Origin of the sequence: Bacillus cereus group sp. MYBK14-1, from assembly GCF_051916885.1 — a bacterium.
In the GTDB taxonomy this organism is placed as follows: Bacteria; Bacillota; Bacilli; order Bacillales; family Bacillaceae_G; genus Bacillus_A; species Bacillus_A cereus.
In genome coordinates this window covers 322,400-337,934 of the sequence record NZ_JBQAHM010000003.1, presented here as the reverse complement: position 1 = coordinate 337,934, position 15,535 = coordinate 322,400, and the positions used below count along the sequence as shown (strand labels likewise).

The following is a 15,535-nucleotide window of genomic DNA, read 5'->3' as shown; positions in this document are numbered from 1 at the left end:
TGAGGAATTCAGTAGAACAAGATATATGAAGTGAGTGAAGACTAGTGATGAACATACTACATTTTTTATTAGAGAATACGGTTTTCCAAAATGTGTTACAAGATCTGCAGTTAAATGTCCTTTATATAGAAAATGGATGTAAACATCAACAAACGATAGAAAATATCCATCCAAAATGTATGTTTATAGCAAATAGTTTTGAAGAGGGCGAACTATTATTTCAAAGAACGAAACCGCACATTATAATTATGTATGTAACAGATTATTCTCAAATAAAATATATAAAGAATATGTATACCTCGCAAAGTACATTCATTGTCATTTGGGATCAACAAATAACAAAGGAATTTACAGATGTACTTGCATTAGGAATACGTAATATTGTAATAGCCCCTGTAACTCCGCAAGCAGTGTTAGAAGAAGTGAATAAGAGTTTGTATCAACTTTCTTTAGTAAGGCAAGTTAGTTTACAACAGGAACTGCTTCAAACGATGTTTGATTTTCAAAATGATTTATTATTTATAGTAGAAGATGATGAAATTGTTGATTGTAATACAAATTTTTTAACGTTTTTCGGATATGAAAATTTGTTTGCCTATCGCGAGCAACATTTAGTATTTGCTGAACATTTTATTAGAGAAAATGGATACTACTCGACGACGCATGATATAACATGGCTAGACGATACTTTATCAAGCGGTAGAAGAATTAAGATGTCAAATTATGAAGGGGCAGTATCTACTTTTCTATTACGTGCGACACCATTGCCAGAAGATTTATCAAGATTTATTGTAAAGTGCACGGAAATTACAGAATTAGATGAAATCTATCAAGAACAAGAAAGACTTGCTATGATAGATTCATTGACAGAGATTTATAATCGTTTAAAGTTTCAACAAATACTAGAGGTAGAATGGGAAAAGGTAATACGTAATGATGAGAAAATAGCAATTATTTTATTTGATATAGATAATTTTAAAACAGTTAATGACACATATGGTCATGATTTTGGCGATTTGGCATTAATACAACTTGCAGAGCTTATGAAATCTAAAGTGGAGCAGCAACATGTATTTGCAAGATGGGGAGGGGAAGAATTCATTATATTAGTGACAAATACAGTAGAAAAGGAAGCATTTCAAGTTGCGGAATCATTACGATTCTTCATTGAAACAAAGCAATTCACTGGAATTTCGAAGTTAACAGCTAGCTTTGGAGTTGCGTTATATGAACAAGGAACTACAAGAGAAGAATTAATGCAACGAGCGGATATTGCATTATATGAAGCGAAAAAAAATGGAAAGAATCAAGTATGTGTGTATAGAAAAGAAAAAATGTGATTTTTCGCAACAAATTGTTGCGATTTTTTTTTATTGTTTGATAATAGAATAGGGGGACAATTTTTAGCGAAGGAATTATGGAGGATCAATATGATAAAAAAAGTAATGGTGGTGGCTTCACTGTCTGCTATAGTTGGCGGCGGAGTATACTATTTTCTTGTTAGCCCCAATATAAAGGAAAACACTGTATTAACAACTAAAGTGAATCCTACTATTGAATCGGAAGTACAAGGGAATATAGAAGAAAAAGAAGAGCAACAAATTGATTATGCTAGCATATCTCAAAAATTAGATCAATATTTAGTCGGAAAGCAATTCAATGGAACAGTTTTGGTAACAGATAAAGAGCATGTTATATTGAATAAAGGATATGGGTATGCTGATGTTCAAAATAAAATAGAAAATACGCCTCAAACAAAATATCGTATCGGTTCTATTACGAAAACAGTCGTTGCCACATCTATTTTACAGCTGCAAGAACAAGGGAAATTGAATATTCAAGATAATGTAAATAAATATATTCCTTCATTTCCGGAGAATAAAAATATTACGCTATATCATTTATTAACGCATACCTCTGGTTTACCTGAACACGCAAAAGGCAATATTAATGCGGCTTCCCGCTTACAATTAATTAATTGGATTGGACGTCAAAATTTAGAATTTCCTGCAGGAACAGGTTGGAGATATACAGATTATAATTATATGGTGCTTGCTTATATAATAGAACATATATCGAAAAAACCTTTAGGAGATTACATAAAAGAAAACATATTTGTAAAAGCAGATATGCATGAATCCGGTATGGGAAATATGGTACCTGGAGATAAAAATTTTACAAAGGGTTATGTGAAAAAAGATCAAGAGCTTGTACCAGCGCAGAAGTTAGGCATGGATTGGCTATATGGTTGTGGTGAGATGTATACGACAGTTGGAGATATGAAGAAATTAGACGAAGCAATTATAAATGGAAAACTTCTTTCTGAACAAAGTATACAAGCAATGTTTTCACCTTCAGCAGAACGGAAATATGCATTTAGTTTTTATATATATCCAGATTATTTTCATAATCATGGTGTATTATCTGGTTGGAACACTTTCAATAATTTTAATAAAGAAAAAGGAACTTTTGTTATTTTATTTTCAAATGTGAAAAATAGTATGGATGATGACTTTAATAAAGAGTTCCGAAAGATGGTAAATGATTTATTAGAACAAAGGGGATGAGAAAATGGAACATAAAACTTTATCAATAGGTTTCATTGGTATTGGCGTAATGGGAAAAAGTATGGTTTATCACTTAATGCAAGATGGTCATAAAGTATATGTATATAATAGAACGAAAGCAAAAACAGATTCTTTAGTGCAAGATGGTGCAAATTGGTGTAATACGCCAAAAGAGTTAGTAAAGCAAGTTGATATTGTAATGACAATGGTTGGATATCCACATGATGTAGAAGAAGTGTATTTTGGTATAGAAGGAATTATAGAACATGCAAAAGAAGGTACGATAGCAATTGACTTTACGACATCTACACCTACTTTAGCAAAACGGATTAATGAAGTTGCAAAAAGAAAAAATATATATACGTTAGATGCACCTGTCTCAGGAGGAGATGTTGGCGCAAAAGAAGCAAAACTCGCAATTATGGTAGGTGGGGAGAAAGAAATATATGATAGATGCTTACCTTTACTTGAAAAGTTAGGAACAAACATTCAATTACAAGGACCAGCTGGGAGTGGACAACATACAAAAATGTGCAATCAAATTGCGATTGCTTCCAATATGATTGGAGTATGTGAAGCTGTTGCTTACGCGAAGAAGGCTGGACTGAATCCAGATAAAGTGTTAGAGAGTATTTCAACAGGGGCAGCAGGTAGCTGGTCATTAAGTAATTTAGCTCCTCGAATGTTAAAAGGAGACTTTGAGCCAGGATTTTATGTAAAGCATTTTATGAAAGATATGAAAATTGCTTTAGAGGAAGCAGAAAGATTACAATTACCAGTCCCAGGCTTAAGTTTGGCGAAAGAATTGTATGAAGAGTTAATTAAGGATGGCGAAGAAAATAGTGGAACACAAGTACTATATAAAAAATATATAAGGGGGTAAACGAGGTGGACCTTCAAAAGTTTGATGAGATGATTGATACTGTACAGCGAGCTACTTGTATGCAAATTAATGAAAAACAAAAAGAAGCTTTTAAACAAAAATATGATTTTGAACCAGAATTTGAATATGGAAGAGATGAGAAGGGACATTATGTAATTCGAACCTCAAAAAAGATGTTAGAAGAAATGGAGTTTTATTTGGCATTGAAATATGATCGTGATGGAGTGGATCTTTATATGCAAGCTGAGATTGATGGTATATTTCATGTATCTGTTAGCTATGGTGAAGATGCCCTACATCTACAAGAATTGTTTCAATTTCTAGAAGAAAATAAATAAAAGTCCTCATTTGAGGACTTTTATTTATTTAGTCATCTTTAATTTTTATAATTATAAGTTAGAAGCGCGTCGGCATCGTTCAACAGGGAACGGGATAATTTGTGCGATGTGATTAGGACCAAATTGTTTTGTACGAGCATGGCGTATTATATAAAAAGCACACAGAATTGAAACAGGAATAGCGCCGAATAAACCAAATAATAAAGCGCTTACACAAGATGCGACAAATCCTAAAACACCAATTTCTAACTCTTCCATAATAGCTCCTAAAATAACAGGAAATGCTCCACATGTAACTCCAAGTATAAGTGCGATAAGTAAGCTCATGATTATCCCCCTCTGTTTGCGATATTATTTTCCTTCTAAGTTAATTGTAGTATATCACATGTAAAACAGAATTTTCAGAAAAAATTCAATAAATGTTCAAAAAATGTTCGAAAAATGCACTTGAAAAATTAAGGTGTAAATTTGTGATGAAATGGTACTTTCAAGTAAATAAAAAATCAGACTTATTTCAAAATGAAATAAGCCTGTTCCATAGGAGGATGTATATATGTAGAGTGAATAAAAGTTTGGAAAAGGGGGTCCAAGTCCTTTTATTCAACTAACTACCTTAATAGATTGGAACCCAGCCTTCAGTTGTCACAAAAATACGAATAGCTACAACTTGGCGATCATCTTGCAAGGTAAAATAATGTCTTGCATTTTCAGGAACAGATATTAAATCGCCTGGCTCAAGTTCAACATCAAAGAATTTCCCATCTTTACCTTCAATAGCGAAAATGCCGTGACCACTGACGATAAAGCGAACTTCGTCATCTGTATGATGGTGTTCCTTTTGGAAATTAATTAATAATTCGTCAAGGTTAGGTGTGCTACTTGAAAGTGAGATTACATCATGTGCTTTATAACCTCGACGTGCTGAAACATCAGCGATTTCTTTTGAAAAAATAGCTAATATTTCAGCTTTGTTTTCATCTGTTAACGAATAATTTTCATTTAAATGAGTAGGAAGTTTAGAAATATTCCATTTCTCATATAAAACGCCTTCCTCTTGTAGAAATTTAGATACTTCCACTTCATTTTCAATACGAGTATTTACTTCATGAATACGAATTTGCGCCATTAGAAACGCCTCCTTGAATTGATAATAGTTTTATATGAAATTGGAATAAAAACTCATAAGCTTCTAATCTCTTCTTTGCATCAAAGCTATCTCGGCCCCATACGGTAATACCGTGGTTACGGATTAATACTGCACCCGAATCTCCTTGTATATGCTTTCGGAAGTTTTCTCCAAGTGTTGGGATATGGGCATGGTTTTCGATAATAGGAATGTGAATGGTTGCACCTTCTTCCCAAATATCGAGAGCTTTAATAATTTCTTGATTTTGAAGGGTGACTGCATCACTATATAAATTTGTGATGACATTATTATCGGTTGTATGAACATGAAGTACGCAACCGGCATTCGTATTGTTATAAATGTGTGTATGCAATATTGTTTCTGCTGAAGGGCGTAATTCAGTCTCTAAAACGGGAACTCCTACATGATCTACTAATAGAAAATCATCTGGAGTGGTTTTTGTTTTATCTTTACCGCTTGCCGTAATAAGAAAAGTAAGTGGTTCATGACTAACCTTTATAGAAATATTACCACTTGTTGCTGGGAACCAATTTCGTGTTGTTAACTCTTTTTTTATCTCGCTTAAGTCATACCATTGACGAAAAAGTTGTTTCATGCCTTCACCTCCAACAAAAGTTTTAATTCAGCTTGCACATCTTGAAATGTTTCAAACGGTGTATAAGCAATATGATTTTCTTCACACTTTGTAATAAGAAAATCGCGAGCGAATACTTTATCAGCTTGTTTCGCGGCTTGTAAATCAGTAATAGAATCTCCAATTACAATATGAAAGTCATCTGTATCACTTAATTTACGGATTAATGATGATTTACATAATCCGCAATGATTTTGACAATGATCATCACAAGAATGAGGCCATTTAACTGTAATAAACTCTGCTGAAAAGTCTGTTTCATTACAATAAATTTGCTCTTTTGGAATGATTCCTTGTAAGAGTGGATAGACGAAGAAATCCATTCCACCTGATATCACGTAAAAAGAAATGTTATTTTCCTTTACGAATTGTATAAACTCATGAAAACCACTACGGATTTCAGCAGTTTCTATTAAAAATTGAATAATATCATCGTGCAGATTAGTAGGTATTAATTGAAATAATTGAGAAACACCTTCTTGAATGGATAGTTCTTGTGATAAAATTTTATTCTTTACTTCTTCGGCTTCTGGTGGTGCGAATTTTTCCATAATGGACATAATGTTATCATTATTTGTAATCGTGCCATCGAAATCACAAAATACTTGAATACTCATAATTTCACCTCATAAGAGGGATTTCCCCATATTTGTAGTGCACTATGCAAATTTATGTCGTCTACTTCATGGAGTGGTTTATTTTGCAAAGTAGCATCAATTGCAGTACGGAAAGCTTTACCGCCGCCTTGCGCTCCATTTGGATGTCCGTGTATCCCGCCGCCAGCATTAATAACAACATCTTTACCGAAATCTCGTACAATAAAGGGAACGAAACCAGGATGAATACCAGCAGACGGAACAGAAAAGCTCTTCTTGAAAGATGCATCGTCTTCAGTTAAATATTTTGAGATAGCAAGAGCCTCCTCTTTTTCTAGCGCAACACTTCCGTATGGAGATGGGAATAATGAAAAGTCAGCCCCAGCATAACGTAGTAGCTTTCCAAGTAATAATGGAGATGAAACTCCATATAACTTGGATGCTGAATAAGCACCACTTACAGCAGGATGTGCCATAATAGGAACTGGGATTTCATCATCTTCTGCAAGTGATTGTAGTACATCTAGTCCGTAAGCAAATACGTTAAATAATAGAATATCAGCTCCAGCTTGCACTGCACGTTTAGCATTTTCTTTTAAATCAAAAGTTCGTCCTGTTAAATTTACGGCATATAACGTTTTATGTCCGTATGTTTCATATACAGATTGTAAAACTTCTTTTCCAGATACAATGCGTTTCGTAAGTGGTGTTAATGCATTTTCAAATAATATTTCATCATCTTTTACTATATCTACACCACCAATTGCTTGATCGCGTAATTGCGTTTTTAAATACCCAATGTTTCGTCCAATCATTCCTTTAAAAATACTCATTAAAAGGGGACGATCATGCACTTGTAAAAGATTTCGAATACCATCTATCCCAAATTTTGGACCAGGAAAATGTTTTTTTAACTCGTCTGAAAAAGTTAAGTCAATTAATTTTACTTCGCCATCAAGTGATAGCTTTCCAAATGTAGTCGTTAAAATCGCTGGTAAATCTGGACTGAAGTTTAATAGCGGATATTCGATTTTAATAATTCCGCGTTTTACTTTTTTACGTAAATACGAATTGGTATGTTCATGTTCAGCTAATTCCTCAACATGAATGACGTTGCCTTTATGCTGCTTTAATTGTTCTTGCAATAAGTGTGGCAAATGAGTCCAAGAGCCAATTGTTAAACCGAGTGCAGTTTGCTCAGCTTTTTTTTCTAAGTTATGTGAATCATCATGGATTAAATACGTCGCTATAATTCCGCTCATTGTTATAACCTCCTAGTTAAATAAAAAAACCTCTCAGCTAAGGAGAGGTTTTTTTACAACCAGCTCCTTATCTGTCAGCGTAATGCTGCGAGAATTAGCACCGTGTCTACAATTGTAGATCGGTTGCCGGGTTTCGTCGGGCTCGTCCCTCCACCTGCTCTTGATAAGAAGTATTTAGAAATGTTTAAATTTTTAAGATAACTGAATTTTGTCAGATATTTTTCGTGTTGTCAATTACTTTTTGAAAAAATTTAATTTATCAATTCGATTAATGGCTTCTCGTAATCTATCTTCTGTATGTAAGAGACCAACACGGACATACCCTTCGCCATGCTCACCAAATCCAACACCAGGAGCAACTGCGACATGTGCTTTTTCTAGTAAAATATTAGAAAATTGCTCAGAGGTATATCCTTTTGGAACGGGAAGCCATGCAAAGAATGATCCTGTTGGAATGTCTACATTCCAACCAATTGAGTGACAGGCTGAAATAAGAGCGTTTCTTCGAGATTCGTAACTATTTACAAGGTCTATTACACAAGACTGTGAACTTAATAGCGCTTCTCGAGCAGCATCTTGAACTGCACCGAATATACTAACATACATATGATCTTGTAATAGGTTAATTGTTTCAATCACACTTTCATTCCCTACAGCAAAAGCGATGCGCCAGCCAGCCATATTGAAAGTTTTTGATAATGTGTAAATTTCAATTCCTATATTTTTCGCACCATCTGCTTGCAAGAAACTAACAGGTTTTTGACCATCAAATCCGATAGCGCCATAAGCAAAATCGTGAACAACTAATATATTATGTTTATTAGCAAAGTGAATGGTTGCATCAAAAAAATCTTTTGATGCAGTAGCACCGGTAGGATTATTTGGATAGTTTAAAAACATTAATTTTGCACGCTCTGCAATAGAGTCATCAATGTTCGTATAATCTGGTAAAAAGTTATTTTCTGCAATAAGTGGCATTCTTTCAAAGTGTGCTTTTGCTAAAGCAACCCCGGATAAATAATCTGGATAACCTGGATCCGGAACGAGAATCGTATCACCAGGATTTGTAAAACAAATCGGTAATTCTACTAGTCCAGCCTTCCCACCAAACAAAATAGCAACTTCAGTTTTTGGGTTTAATTCGACGCCATATTCACGTTTATAGAATGTAGCCACGGCTTCCTTTAAGCTTTCATGTCCGCGAAATGGCGGATATTTATGATGAATGGTCTTTTCGGCAGCATCTTGTAAAGCTTTTACGATATGCTGCGGTGTTGGTTGATCTGGATTACCTTGACCTAGATTAATAACATCGTGACCAGCTGCAACGACTTTGTTAACTTTTGTAACAAGTGAAGCGAAAAATTGTGTTGGCAATGATGTTACTATCTCAGAAGGTTGAAATAATTTCATACTTTCCACCTCTTTTGAAAGTTGTTACAATTCTAGTGACAAATGATATAATCTTTCCAGTATTTTGTAAAGAGAAAAATAAGAATGGGGGTGAAAAAATGAAAGTCGCATGTATTCAAATGGATATTGTTTTTGGAGATGTAGAAAAAAATATTGAGAATGCTAAAAATAAAATAAGTGAAGCTATGAAGGAAAGGCCAGATGTTATCGTCTTACCAGAACTATGGACAACAGGATATGATTTAACGAGACTTTCTGAAATTGCAGATAGGGATGGAGTGGAAACGAAAGAAAAGTTAATAGAATGGGCGAAGCGATATGATGTACATATTGTTGGTGGGTCCATAGCAAAGCAAACAGAGCAAGGCGTTACAAATACGATGTATGTTGTAAATAATGAAGGACAGTTAGTCAACGAATATAGTAAAGTACATTTATTTCAGCTTATGGATGAACATAAATATTTAATAGCTGGTAATGGTACGGGCGAATTTAAGCTAGATGATGTTGAATGCGCTGGAACAATTTGTTATGATATTCGTTTTCCAGAGTGGATGCGTGTTCATACTGCTAAAGGGGCAAAAGTATTATTTGTTGTAGCTGAATGGCCATTAGTTCGTTTAGCACATTGGCGTTTGCTATTGCAAGCAAGAGCAGTTGAAAATCAGTGTTATGTTGTTGCGTGTAATAGAGCAGGGAAGGATCCGAATAATGTGTTTGCAGGTCATTCTTTAATTGTGGATCCTTGGGGTGAAGTTGTAGTAGAGGCGAATGAAGAGGAATCAATTTTATTTGGAGAGCTTGAATTCGAGAAAATTAAAGAAGTACGTAAAGGAATTCCAGTTTTTGCGGATCGCCGTCCAGAATTATACAAATAAAATGTTGACAAGTGATTTTTATTCTTGGTATAGTCTTCAACATAAAGTTAAAAATTCAAAAAATTATACAACTCTTATCAAGAGCAGGTGGAGGGATTTGGCCCGATGAAGCCCAGCAACCGACCGTAATACCATTGTGAAATGGGGCGTTTATTACGCCAAAAGGCACGGTGCTAATTCCAGCAGAAAGTAAAACTTTCTGGCAGATAAGAGGGGAGAAGATAAACTTCAAACCTCTTTCTTAGTGGAAAGAGGTTTTTCTATGTTAGAAAAACCTCTGAATTTAAAAAGGGGGAGAAGAAGATGGGATATTATTCATTAACAGAAATAACAGCTGTACAATATGCGAAAGATCATGGCTATTTTGAAGAGAAGGCAAATGTCATTTGTCATGAAATTGGAGATGGAAACTTAAATTACGTGTTCAAATTAGATGATGGAGAGAAATCCATTATAATAAAACAAGCACTGCCTTATGCGAAAGTAGTTGGTGAAAGCTGGCCATTGTCTATAAAAAGAGCAACGATTGAAAGCAAGGCATTACAAATTTTTGCGCAGTATGTACCGGATTATGTTCCAGTAGTGTACAGTCATGATGAAGAGTTAGCGATAACGGTAATAGAAGACTTATCAAGACTAACAATTACAAGAAAAGGATTAATAGACGGAGAAGAATATCCGCTTTTATCCCAGCATATTGGTCGTTTTCTAGCACATGTTTTATTTTACACTTCAGATTTTGGTTTACAGTCAGAAGAGAAGAGGATACTAGAAGGTACCTTTGTAAATCCGGACCTATGTAAAATTACAGAGGATTTAGTGTTTACAGATCCTTTTGGGCATTATGATACAAATGATTATGAGCCAGATTTACAGCTCGTGGTTGATGAACTTTGGAGTGATAAAACTTTAAAACTAAAAGTAGCACAATATAAATATAAGTTCTTAACAAGAAAAGAAACTCTTATTCATGGTGATTTACATACTGGTAGTATTTTTTCGTCACCTTCTGAAACGAAAGTGATTGATCCAGAATTTGCGACATATGGCCCATTTGGATTTGATATAGGTCAATTTATTGCAAATCTATTATTAAATGCGTTATCTAGAGAAGAAGAAAAGAGAAGTGTACTATTTTTTCATATAGAAAAGACGTGGAGTTATTTTGTAGAGACTTTTACAAAGTTATGGATTGGAGAAGGTGTAGAAGCATATACGAAAGAAAAACAATGGTTACCAATTATTTTGCAAAATATCTTTACTGATGCTGTTGGATTTGCCGGATGTGAACTAATTCGTAGAACAATTGGTTTAGCTCATGTAGCAGATTTAGATGAAATAGAAAATAAAGAAACAAGAATTCAAGCTAAGAAACAAGCGCTATCCTTAGGAAAAGAACTAATAAAATATGAATCTAAAAGTGCTGATATTCAACTGTTTCGAACATTATTTCAACAGACAGTTTCAAGGGGTGTAAAAGCATGAGTACAATCGTTACTGTTCCGAGATCTGTAAGTTGGAAAGGGGATGCAATTGCGGTATTAAATCAAACGAAATTGCCACATAGCACAGAATACAAAACATTAACGACTATTGAAGAGGTTTGGAAAAGTATCATAATGTTAGAAGTACGCGGAGCGCCTGCAATTGGAATTGTAGCTGCATTTGGCTTGGCGCTTGCAGCGAAAAAATATAATACTTTACATATCGAAGAATTTCAAAAGAAGTTTAATAGAGACTGTAACTATTTAGGGACATCACGCCCAACGGCAGTAAATTTATTTTGGGCAATTGATCGTATGAGAGAATCTATTCGAGAGATTACTACAATAAAAGAAGCACAAAAAATATTAGAAGAAGAAGCGCTTCGCATTCAACAGGAAGATGAAGAGGTGTGTCGAAATATTGGGGAATATGCGTTAACATGTTTTAAAGATGGCGATAATATTTTAACAATCTGTAACGCTGGAAGTATCGCAACTGCCAGATATGGAACTGCATTAGCTCCCTTTTATATTGGAAAAGAGAAAGGTGTGCGTTTACATGCATATGCGTGTGAAACGAGACCAGTTTTACAAGGTGGTCGCTTAACGACGTGGGAATTGAAGCAAGCAAATATTGATGTGACCCTTATAACAGATAATACTGCAGCTCATGCTATTCAAACGAAAGAAATAAACGCAATTATTGTGGGGGCGGATCGAATTGTCGCAAATGGAGATACAGCCAATAAAATAGGGACAATGAATTTAGCTATTTTAGCAAAGTACTTTAATATCCCATTTTACGTTGCTGCGCCACTGTCAACATTTGATGTTACGAAAGAAACTGGAGCCGAAATTATTATTGAAGAAAGAGATGAAACAGAAGTTACGAAAATCTTTGGAAAACAAGTAGCACCAATTGGAACGGATGTTTATAATCCAGTATTTGACATAACGCCGAATGAATTAATTACAGGAATTATTACTGAGAAAGGTATTATACGCGGGGACTATAAACGAGAAATTGCATCATTATTTGAAAAACAAGCTAATACATAATAGCTTGTTTTTTTATGCCTAAATGCAGTGTTTTCTCTTACTTATATAATGAAAGGAGGGGAAGAGGGTGGAAGAGTGGATCAAGATGATAGGTAATGTAGGGTTTCCGATTGTTGTAACATTATATTTACTCCACCGTATTGAAAGTAAATTAGAGGGGGTAATTGTTGCAATTGAGAAGCTCCCGCGGCAATTACTAAAGTACGAAGATCCTCGGGATAAAAAATAAAGTTTGCTCTTCTTGAGCAAACTTTATTTTTATTGAGCGGTATAACCACCATCGATAACGACAGCTTGACCAGTTATACCTTTAGCTTTTTCACTCGCTAAAAACATCGCATAATCTGCAATTTCTTGTACTTGTAATAAGCGCTTTTGTGGAACGAGTGGATAAATAACATCTTCTAAAACATTTTCAAGTGGTACATTTCGTGTAGTAGCTAAGTCTTGTAGTTGATTACGTACAAGGGGGGTATCAACATAACCAGGGCAAAGGGCATTAACAGTAATACCATGCGTAGCACCTTCTAAAGCGGCAACTTTTGTTAATCCAATTACGCCATGTTTTGCACTATTGTAGGCAGCTTTTCCAGCAAACCCGACAAGGCCGTTAATAGAAGCGACATTAATAATACGACCATATTTTTGTTGTTTCATAATCGGAAAGGCATGCTTAATTGCAATAAACGGAGCAATTTGCATAATTTGAATTAGTAGCTCGAACTTTTCAGTTGGAAAGTCTTCAATGGGTGAAACGTGTTGCATTCCTGCGTTGTTAATTAATATATGTAATGAACCGAAATGATCAACTGTTTGAGAAATTGCTGCTGTAATTTCCTCTTCAGATGTAACGTCACATTTTAAACCGATAGCTTGAAAACCTTCATTTTGTAATTGTTCAGCAGCTTCTTTTGCACGTTCTTCAAGCCGATCGGTAATCACAACTTTTGCACCTTCTTTTGCAAAAGCCTTTCCCATTTCATAACCAATACCACTTGCAGCACCTGTTAAAAAGACAACTCGATTTGTAAACATGATGAAAAACATCCCTTCATAATAAAGTTTTCATAGTGCTCTATTTAGAGAAGCTATAATGAAATTCCTGCAAACATTTGGAAAAAATATCGTTAGCTATCTTGTTTTGCAAAATAGTCTTTGCTATACTATTTTGTAAAGCAAGATACTTACGCTTATCTATCTTGTAAAGCAAGATAGTAGGAGGATTTGAATTATGTCGACAAGTCAAATGCTGAAAGGGATTTTAGAAGGATGCTTACTTGCTATTATTTCTGAAGGCGAAATATACGGTTATGAAATGAGTGAAAAGCTAGCGAAGTATGGTTTTACAATGGCGAGTGAGGGAAGTATTTATCCGTTATTAATACGAATGCAAAAAGAAGGACTAATAACAAGCGTAATGAAGGAATCTCCATCTGGTCCAAAGAGAAAATATTATACATTAACAGAAAAAGGCGAGGAAGCACTTGATGAATTTATGGATCGCTGGGAAACGATGCAAAGTAGTGTAGAACGTCTACTTGAAGGGAAGGGAAGGAGAAAATAATGCTATCAAGTGAAGCGCGAAAGTTTTTGTTAGATATGAGATTATTTTTGACGGCAAAGAGTGTGAAAGAAAGCGATATTGAAAATTTTATAGAAGATGCGGAACTCCATTTAATTGAGGGTGAGAGTGATGGGAAAAGTGTAGAAGATATTTTCGGAAGCTCACCGAAAGAATATGCAAATGAACTTGTCAAAGTAATGGAAAGAGATAGACAGGAAACGTGGAAGCAAATTGGTTTTACAGTAATGAATATCGTATCGTTTTGGATTATTGCTTCTATATTAATAGTGAATCATGGAATGTTACAGATTTCACTTATTCAGTGTATCGGTTATAGTTTTTCATTGATTTTAGTTGTTATAGGTCCTAATTTTCTACTTCGCAAAATGGCCTTCGTCACAAGTTTTACAAAAACATGGTTTTCTATGTGGTCTTTAGTTATGATCGCTCCAATGTTTTTATTAGGAGCTGTTACGATATTAGACGTGATATATCCGACAAAAATGCTCACATTCACCGAAGTGCAAAGTTATATAGTGGCTGGTGGGATTTTTATCATCACAGTAGCTATAAATATATATTTTGAAGGATGGTTTAAAAACTTATATTTAATCATTCCACTTTCAATTATGTTAGTGTTTAAAACATTTACAACGGAAGACCTTGTTCCAATGTTATTTCAAATTATATGTTTATACGGAAGTTTATTTATTTTAATTTTTGTTGAAATTATGATGAAGGCGAATAGAAGAGAAATGGTTAAATAAGGGAGGGGCTATAATGCAGATTTCTAAAGAAGGAGAAAAGTTCTTAATCGATACGAAAGTATATTTAATAACAAAAGGAATTAAAGAGGAAGATGTTGACGCTTTTTTAGAAGATGCAGAACTTCATTTAATTGAAGGTGAGAAAGAAGGAAAAACGGTAAGTAATATATTTGGTGATTCGCCAAAAGAGTATGCGGAAGAATTAGCGAAAGAGATGGAGAAGGATAAAGGCGGAAGTATAAAGAGTGTTTTAGGAATGATTATTGGGATAGGTGGGTATTGGTTACTAACCAATATTTTATTTGGAAATCCGAATCAACAATTTACGTTAACAAATGTACAGGTAATTGGTTATCCTATCGTTTTAATTATTACAATTATTGGAACGGTTTTTGCGTTTAGAATGTCTTCTTTTAAAAGTAAATTAGTAGAGTTTGGAATTATTTATGTAATAGTAATGATACCTATTTTATTATTAGTGTTATTAATGTTTATGAATAAATGGTATGGGACGCCAATTTTACAATTGTCGACAATGCAGACATATATATTAGCAGTAAGTATATTTTTATTACTTCTTATTGGTGAAGTATATGTTCTTGGTTGGATGGGTGTTTTGGTACTAATTGTTCCTCTTGCGATTATGTTCTTATTTAAAGACTTAGAAGAAAGAAATGTATTTTGGGGAATTGCAAAGATATTACTTATGTATGGAAGTATATATGGATTAATGAGATGGTCTTTAAAAATTGAAGAAAGAAAAAGTGTGAACTAGAAATTCAATAAAAAGCGGCTGCTCTGGATATACCAAAAATTATTTCCAAAGAAATATTATATAGGGATTTTTAGAGGGATTACATTTACATTTAGTTGTCTATTTTTATTTCTAGCAGCCGGGATTTGTTTTGTTGATTGGAATAAGTTGTTTTAAACAGTAACATGA

Annotated in this window: 18 protein-coding genes, 1 pseudogene and 2 riboswitches; of the genes and pseudogenes, 12 read left to right on the top strand and 7 right to left on the bottom strand. The window is 34.2% G+C overall.

Annotated features, from left to right (window positions below; all coding sequences use genetic code 11):
* Window positions 1-47 precede the first annotated feature (47 nt).
* From ACTFR3_RS11310 to ACTFR3_RS11295, 4 genes are all read left to right on the top strand, one after another.
* Window positions 48-1,340 carry a GGDEF domain-containing protein gene (locus ACTFR3_RS11310; RefSeq protein ID WP_001023185.1) on the top strand — a complete coding sequence of 431 codons (1,293 nt, stop codon included), beginning with the start codon at window positions 48-50 and terminating at the stop codon, window positions 1,338-1,340.
* Window positions 1,341-1,430: 90 nt separating this feature from the next.
* Window positions 1,431-2,567, top strand: coding sequence for a serine hydrolase (locus tag ACTFR3_RS11305; protein ID WP_000592910.1), 1,137 nt, complete (start codon window positions 1,431-1,433; stop codon window positions 2,565-2,567).
* A 4-nt stretch (window positions 2,568-2,571) separates the two neighbouring features.
* Complete coding sequence (locus ACTFR3_RS11300; RefSeq protein WP_000400429.1) at window positions 2,572-3,450, top strand: NAD(P)-dependent oxidoreductase; 879 nt, start codon at window positions 2,572-2,574, stop codon at window positions 3,448-3,450.
* Window positions 3,451-3,455: 5 nt separating this feature from the next.
* A complete protein-coding gene (locus ACTFR3_RS11295) occupies window positions 3,456-3,788 on the top strand; it encodes a DUF3909 family protein (RefSeq protein WP_000365619.1) in 333 nt (110 codons plus the stop codon).
* 51 nt (window positions 3,789-3,839) lie between these two features.
* On the opposite strand, the gene ACTFR3_RS11290 is transcribed toward ACTFR3_RS11295, so the two are convergent.
* The 6 genes from ACTFR3_RS11290 to ACTFR3_RS11265 all read right to left on the bottom strand — a co-directional run bounded on the left by ACTFR3_RS11290 (window position 3,840) and on the right by ACTFR3_RS11265 (window position 8,840).
* Entirely contained in the window at window positions 3,840-4,115 is a 276-nt protein-coding gene (locus ACTFR3_RS11290) for a hypothetical protein (RefSeq protein WP_000054659.1), read from the bottom strand.
* Between the two features lie 286 nt (window positions 4,116-4,401).
* Window positions 4,402-4,914, bottom strand: a complete 513-nt coding sequence (locus ACTFR3_RS11285) for a 1,2-dihydroxy-3-keto-5-methylthiopentene dioxygenase (RefSeq protein ID WP_000057314.1) — start codon at window positions 4,912-4,914, stop codon at window positions 4,402-4,404.
* Window positions 4,892-5,530, bottom strand: a complete 639-nt coding sequence (locus tag ACTFR3_RS11280) for a methylthioribulose 1-phosphate dehydratase (protein WP_000811341.1) — start codon at window positions 5,528-5,530, stop codon at window positions 4,892-4,894. Before ACTFR3_RS11280 ends, ACTFR3_RS11285 begins: the two co-directional genes overlap by 23 nt.
* Window positions 5,527-6,186 (bottom strand): 2-hydroxy-3-keto-5-methylthiopentenyl-1-phosphate phosphatase, encoded by a 660-nt coding sequence (locus tag ACTFR3_RS11275; RefSeq protein WP_000027461.1) that lies wholly within the window; start codon window positions 6,184-6,186, stop codon window positions 5,527-5,529. The genes ACTFR3_RS11280 and ACTFR3_RS11275 overlap by 4 nt, the downstream gene beginning before the upstream one ends.
* Window positions 6,183-7,427: a 2,3-diketo-5-methylthiopentyl-1-phosphate enolase gene (gene mtnW, locus ACTFR3_RS11270; RefSeq protein WP_440044424.1), complete on the bottom strand. Its 1,245-nt coding sequence runs from the start codon at window positions 7,425-7,427 to the stop codon at window positions 6,183-6,185. The genes ACTFR3_RS11275 and mtnW overlap by 4 nt, the downstream gene beginning before the upstream one ends.
* 64 nt (window positions 7,428-7,491) lie before the next feature.
* Window positions 7,492-7,597: riboswitch (SAM riboswitch) on the bottom strand.
* A gap of 64 nt (window positions 7,598-7,661) precedes the next feature.
* Window positions 7,662-8,840: a pyridoxal phosphate-dependent aminotransferase gene (locus ACTFR3_RS11265; protein WP_440044423.1), complete on the bottom strand. Its 1,179-nt coding sequence runs from the start codon at window positions 8,838-8,840 to the stop codon at window positions 7,662-7,664.
* A 14-nt stretch (window positions 8,841-8,854) separates the two neighbouring features.
* Here ACTFR3_RS11265 and ACTFR3_RS11260 point away from each other — a divergent pair, with 14 nt between their 5' ends.
* The 4 genes from ACTFR3_RS11260 to ACTFR3_RS11245 all read left to right on the top strand — a co-directional run bounded on the left by ACTFR3_RS11260 (window position 8,855) and on the right by ACTFR3_RS11245 (window position 12,490).
* Window positions 8,855-9,718: a carbon-nitrogen family hydrolase gene (locus ACTFR3_RS11260; RefSeq protein WP_440044459.1), complete on the top strand. Its 864-nt coding sequence runs from the start codon at window positions 8,855-8,857 to the stop codon at window positions 9,716-9,718.
* Window positions 9,719-9,789: 71 nt separating this feature from the next.
* A riboswitch (SAM riboswitch) is annotated at window positions 9,790-9,931 on the top strand.
* A gap of 90 nt (window positions 9,932-10,021) precedes the next feature.
* On the top strand, window positions 10,022-11,203 hold the full coding sequence (gene mtnK, locus ACTFR3_RS11255; RefSeq protein WP_000542682.1) for an S-methyl-5-thioribose kinase: 1,182 nt from the start codon (window positions 10,022-10,024) through the stop codon (window positions 11,201-11,203).
* Entirely contained in the window at window positions 11,200-12,261 is a 1,062-nt protein-coding gene (gene mtnA, locus ACTFR3_RS11250) for an S-methyl-5-thioribose-1-phosphate isomerase (protein ID WP_440044422.1), read from the top strand. Before mtnK ends, mtnA begins: the two co-directional genes overlap by 4 nt.
* Window positions 12,262-12,328: 67 nt before the next feature.
* Window positions 12,329-12,490 (top strand): YvrJ family protein, encoded by a 162-nt coding sequence (locus ACTFR3_RS11245; RefSeq protein ID WP_000393336.1) that lies wholly within the window; start codon window positions 12,329-12,331, stop codon window positions 12,488-12,490.
* Between the two features lie 29 nt (window positions 12,491-12,519).
* Here ACTFR3_RS11245 and ACTFR3_RS11240 read toward each other — a convergent pair whose 3' ends face one another.
* The gene (locus tag ACTFR3_RS11240) at window positions 12,520-13,296 is read right to left on the bottom strand and encodes a 3-hydroxybutyrate dehydrogenase (RefSeq protein ID WP_440044421.1); all 777 of its coding nucleotides are present in this window, start codon (window positions 13,294-13,296) and stop codon (window positions 12,520-12,522) included.
* A 196-nt stretch (window positions 13,297-13,492) separates the two neighbouring features.
* Here ACTFR3_RS11240 and ACTFR3_RS11235 point away from each other — a divergent pair, with 196 nt between their 5' ends.
* The 4 genes and pseudogenes from ACTFR3_RS11235 to ACTFR3_RS11220 form a co-directional block, all read left to right on the top strand.
* Entirely contained in the window at window positions 13,493-13,825 is a 333-nt protein-coding gene (locus ACTFR3_RS11235; RefSeq protein ID WP_000107982.1) for a PadR family transcriptional regulator, read from the top strand.
* Window positions 13,825-14,592, top strand: a complete 768-nt coding sequence (locus tag ACTFR3_RS11230) for a DUF1129 domain-containing protein (protein WP_000952886.1) — start codon at window positions 13,825-13,827, stop codon at window positions 14,590-14,592. The genes ACTFR3_RS11235 and ACTFR3_RS11230 overlap by 1 nt, the downstream gene beginning before the upstream one ends.
* Window positions 14,593-14,605: 13 nt before the next feature.
* Complete coding sequence (locus ACTFR3_RS11225) at window positions 14,606-15,367, top strand: DUF1129 domain-containing protein (RefSeq protein WP_048655576.1); 762 nt, start codon at window positions 14,606-14,608, stop codon at window positions 15,365-15,367.
* A gap of 12 nt (window positions 15,368-15,379) precedes the next feature.
* A pseudogene (locus ACTFR3_RS11220) lies at window positions 15,380-15,523 on the top strand (DNA-binding protein); the annotation flags it as partial.
* Window positions 15,524-15,535: the final 12 nt, after the last annotated feature.

Excerpts from the sequence above, each read along its gene's own strand:
- ACTFR3_RS11300 (WP_000400429.1), top strand. The coding sequence starts at position 2,572 with ATGGAACATAAAACTTTATCAATAGGTTTCATTGGTATTGGCGTAATG.
- ACTFR3_RS11290 (WP_000054659.1), bottom strand. The coding sequence starts at position 4,115 with ATGAGCTTACTTATCGCACTTATACTTGGAGTTACATGTGGAGCATTT.
- ACTFR3_RS11310 (WP_001023185.1), top strand. The coding sequence starts at position 48 with ATGAACATACTACATTTTTTATTAGAGAATACGGTTTTCCAAAATGTG.
- ACTFR3_RS11285 (WP_000057314.1), bottom strand. The coding sequence starts at position 4,914 with ATGGCGCAAATTCGTATTCATGAAGTAAATACTCGTATTGAAAATGAA.
- ACTFR3_RS11265 (WP_440044423.1), bottom strand. The coding sequence starts at position 8,840 with ATGAAATTATTTCAACCTTCTGAGATAGTAACATCATTGCCAACACAA.
- ACTFR3_RS11235 (WP_000107982.1), top strand. The coding sequence starts at position 13,493 with ATGTCGACAAGTCAAATGCTGAAAGGGATTTTAGAAGGATGCTTACTT.
- ACTFR3_RS11280 (WP_000811341.1), bottom strand. The coding sequence starts at position 5,530 with ATGAAACAACTTTTTCGTCAATGGTATGACTTAAGCGAGATAAAAAAA.
- ACTFR3_RS11230 (WP_000952886.1), top strand. The coding sequence starts at position 13,825 with ATGCTATCAAGTGAAGCGCGAAAGTTTTTGTTAGATATGAGATTATTT.
- mtnA (WP_440044422.1), top strand. The coding sequence starts at position 11,200 with ATGAGTACAATCGTTACTGTTCCGAGATCTGTAAGTTGGAAAGGGGAT.
- mtnW (WP_440044424.1), bottom strand. The coding sequence starts at position 7,427 with ATGAGCGGAATTATAGCGACGTATTTAATCCATGATGATTCACATAAC.
- ACTFR3_RS11225 (WP_048655576.1), top strand. The coding sequence starts at position 14,606 with ATGCAGATTTCTAAAGAAGGAGAAAAGTTCTTAATCGATACGAAAGTA.
- ACTFR3_RS11275 (WP_000027461.1), bottom strand. The coding sequence starts at position 6,186 with ATGAGTATTCAAGTATTTTGTGATTTCGATGGCACGATTACAAATAAT.
- ACTFR3_RS11305 (WP_000592910.1), top strand. The coding sequence starts at position 1,431 with ATGATAAAAAAAGTAATGGTGGTGGCTTCACTGTCTGCTATAGTTGGC.
- mtnK (WP_000542682.1), top strand. The coding sequence starts at position 10,022 with ATGGGATATTATTCATTAACAGAAATAACAGCTGTACAATATGCGAAA.
- ACTFR3_RS11240 (WP_440044421.1), bottom strand. The coding sequence starts at position 13,296 with ATGTTTACAAATCGAGTTGTCTTTTTAACAGGTGCTGCAAGTGGTATT.